This window comes from Cupriavidus sp. SK-4, from assembly GCF_000611125.1.
In the GTDB taxonomy this organism is placed as follows: Bacteria; Pseudomonadota; Gammaproteobacteria; order Burkholderiales; family Burkholderiaceae; genus Cupriavidus; species Cupriavidus necator.
Genome location: NZ_JFJW01000076.1, coordinates 84,341 through 87,900, shown reverse-complemented (window position 1 = coordinate 87,900; position 3,560 = coordinate 84,341). Strand labels below are relative to the sequence as shown.

Annotated in this window: 3 protein-coding genes; 1 reads left to right on the top strand and 2 read right to left on the bottom strand. The window is 68.6% G+C overall.

Translation table 11 applies throughout. From position 1 onward, the window contains the following. Nucleotides 1-645: MFS transporter (locus CF68_RS38405; protein ID WP_235205790.1), on the bottom strand; the 645-nt coding region annotated here is incomplete at its 3' end. Nucleotides 646-831: 186 nt separating this feature from the next. On the opposite strand from CF68_RS38405, the gene CF68_RS16560 reads away from it, so the two are divergent. Beyond that, entirely contained in the window at nucleotides 832-1,467 is a 636-nt protein-coding gene (locus CF68_RS16560) for a TetR/AcrR family transcriptional regulator (RefSeq protein ID WP_035820632.1), read from the top strand. A gap of 77 nt (nucleotides 1,468-1,544) precedes the next feature. Here the strand turns inward: CF68_RS16560 and glmS are convergent, their stop codons facing one another. After that, nucleotides 1,545-3,383 (bottom strand): glutamine--fructose-6-phosphate transaminase (isomerizing), encoded by a 1,839-nt coding sequence (gene glmS, locus CF68_RS16555; protein ID WP_035820630.1) that lies wholly within the window; start codon nucleotides 3,381-3,383, stop codon nucleotides 1,545-1,547. Nucleotides 3,384-3,560 lie beyond the last annotated feature (177 nt).

The window sequence follows — 3,560 nt, the reverse complement described above, 5'->3', positions numbered from 1 at the left end:
GGGGGGGGGGGGGGGGGGGGGGGGGGCCGCGGGGGCGTGGGGGGCATCGTGCCCCGCCGGGCGTTCGTCGAGCGTCCCTTCGCGCCCGAGCGCCAGCCAGGCCACGGCCCACAGCACGCCCAGCGCCGCCAGCACGTAGAAGTTGGCGCGCCAGCCCCAATGCACGGCAACCGCCGGGATCAGGAAGCCCGCCAGCACGATGCCGATCCCGGCCCCCTGCGTCAGCACCGCAACGGGCAGGTTGCGCCGGCGGTCCGGAAACCACTTGTAGCAGGCGTGGATCGCCACCGGCGCAGCCGGCCCTTCCATGAAACCCAGCAGGATGCGCGAGACGATCAGCACCGCCAGGCTGGACGACAGCGCCAGCGGGATCTGGCACAGCGACCATGCCAGCGCCATGCAGACCAGCAGCCGCGAGGTCGGCGTGCGGTTGGCAAGAAAGCCGCCCAGCACGCCAGACACCGCGAACAGCCAGAAGAAGCTGCTGCCGACCAGGCCGAACTGCGCCGGCGTCAGCCCCAGTTCATCCATCATCGGCGCGGCCAGCAGGCCCACCACCATCTTGTCCATGGCGTTGACCACCAGGAAGAAGAACAACAGCACTGCGGTCAGCCACGCGCGGCGCGGCTGGTAGGACATGGTCATGCGAGGTCTCCGGGAGGGCGCTTATCGATCTCCGGGCGGCACCCGATAGGCTTGGCACCGCTCAATTCGTAACATGGATTACGTTTTCGAGCCAGTATGTTGGCCTGCTACAGTTCACGACATCCGTAAAAACGCGGACATGACGGGGCGGGCCCAGGCCACGCCCCGCGGGGAGAAAGGGTCGTCATGGAAAACAAGCTGACCGGGCTGGAGGGCCACGCCGGCTATGCCGCACCGCGCTATTCGCGCGGCCTGCGCACCACGCTGCTGCTGCTGGAAGCCGGCCGCCGGCTGCTGCGCGAGCGCACGCTGGAACAGGTCTCGATCCACGAGATCTGCGCGCACGCAGGCGTCACGACCGGCGCGTTCTACAGCCGCTTCGAAGGCAAGGAGAGTTATTTCAAGGCGCTGCAGGCCCTGGTGCTGGCCGCGCTGCGCAAGGGCATGGCCGAGCGCCTTGCGCAACTCGACACATGCCCGCCGACGCTGGAAGACGCCGTGTGCACGCTGGCGCGCGACAGCCGCATCTGGGCTTACCGCAATGCTGGAGTGCTGCGTGCCTCGCTGGTTGCCCGCGTCACCAGCGGCGAGGATCCGATCCGGCAGCTCAACCGGCAGTACATGGAAGACCTGGCCTCACGCCTGGCACGGCTGCATCCGGCGGGCGCCTCGCCGGAACTGGAACTGCGCATCCGCTTTGCGCACCAGGCGCTGGCCGGCACGCTGCTGTATGCGCTGATCAACCGCGAAAGCACCTTTGCGCTGTCGGACCGGCGGCTGGATATGGAGATGGCACGGGCGTTCCTGCTGTACGTGGCATAGCCACGCACCGCCAATGCAAAGAGGCCCCGCGGGGCCTCTTTGTTCTTCCAGCAAAGCGCGGCGGGACCGCCCTAGCCTTACTCCACCGTCACCGACTTCGCCAGGTTACGCGGCTTGTCCACGTCGGTGCCACGCGCGCAGGCCGTGTGGTAGGCCAGCAGCTGCAGCGGCACCACGTGCAGGATCGGCGAGAGATCGCCGTAGTGCTCGGGCAGGCGGATCACCTGGATGCCGTCGGACGACTGGATCTGCGTGTCGCTGTCGGCAAACACGTACAGGCGGCCACCGCGGGCGCGCACTTCCTGGATGTTGGACTTGAGCTTTTCCAGCAGTGCGTCGTTGGGGGCGACGGTGACCACCGGCATGGCTTCGGTAACCAGTGCCAGCGGGCCGTGCTTGAGCTCGCCCGCCGGGTAGGCCTCGGCGTGGATGTACGAGATTTCCTTGAGCTTGAGCGCGCCTTCCAGGGCGATCGGGTAGTGCAGGCCGCGGCCGAGGAACAGTGCGTTCTCGCGGCGCGCGAAGTCTTCCGACCAGGCGATGATCTGCGGCTCCAGCGCCAGCACGCCATGCAGCGCGGCGGGCAGGTGGCGCAGGTTGGTCAGGGCCTTGGCCTCGGCGTCTTCGGTCAGCAGGCCGCGCACCTTGGCCAGCGCCAGCGTCAGCATGTAGAGCGCGGCCAGCTGCGTGGTGAAGGCCTTGGTCGAGGCCACGCCGATCTCGGTGCCGGCGCGCGTCAGGAAGCGCATCTCGGTCTCGCGCACCATGGCGCTGGTGGCCACGTTGCAGACCGCCAGCGTGTGCACGTGGCCGAGCGCGCGCGCATGGCGCAGCGCGGCCATGGTGTCGGCGGTCTCGCCGGACTGCGAGATCACCACCACCAGCGCGCGCGGGTTGGGCACGGTTTCGCGGTAGCGGTATTCGCTGGCGACCTCGACCTGGGTCGGGATCCTGGCAATGCTCTCCAGCCAGTATTTGGCGGTGCAGCCGGAGTAGTAGCTGGTGCCGCAGGCCAGGATCAGCACGCTGTCGATGCCGGCAAAGACCTCGGCGGCGCTGCTGCCAAACAGCTCCGGCGAAATGCTTTCAATGCCTTCCAGCGTGTCGCCCAGCGCGCGCGGCTGCTCGAAGATCTCCTTCTGCATGAAGTGGCGGTACGGGCCCAGTTCCACCGATGCGGCGTGCGCTTCGACCACGCGCGCCTCGCGCTCGACCGGGTGGTCGTCGATGTCGTGGATGGTCACGCCGTCCAGCGTGATCTCGACCACATCGCCCTCTTCCAGGTAGATGATGCGGTTGGCGGTGCCGGCCACGGCCAGCGCGTCGGAGGCCAGGAAGGCCTCGTTCTCGCCCAGCGCCACCACCAGCGGCGAACCGGCGCGCGCGCCGACCACGCGGCCCGGCTGGTCCTTGGCGAACACGGCGATGGCGTAGGCGCCGTGCAGGCGCTTGGTCACCGCGCGCACCGAGGCGAACAGGTCGCCGCGCGTGGCACTGCTGGGGTAGGTGTAGGCCTGGTGGATCAGGTGGGCAACCACCTCGGTATCGGTCTGCGATTCAAAGCCGTAGCCGACCGCGCGCAATTCTTCGCGCAACGGCTCGTAGTTCTCGATGATGCCGTTGTGCACCAGCGCGATGGTCTCGCCCGACAGGTGCGGGTGGGCGTTGACGGTATCGGGCTTGCCGTGCGTGGCCCAGCGCGTATGCGCCACGCCGGTGAAGCCGGACAGGCCGGAAGCCTGCGTCTGCGCGTCCAGATCGGCCACGCGCGACACGGTGCGCGCGCGCTCGACCGCATCGTCGCGCACGACGGCGACGCCGCACGAGTCATAGCCGCGATACTCCAGGCGGCGCAGCCCTTCGATCAGGACCGGAACGATATTGCGCGTGGAAACCGCGCCGACGATGCCACACATGCTGAACCCCCGTTTGCTGGCGCCTGCCCATAGACCTCAGGCGCCGGTATGAATCCTGTGGCGCCGCCTCGCCGAGGCGGCGCGTACCCTGGCCGCCCGCGGGCGGCCCTCTGACGCTTACTTCTTCGGCTGCTTGACCGGGCGCTGCCAGGCGTCGATGGTCAGCTGCTTGGCCCG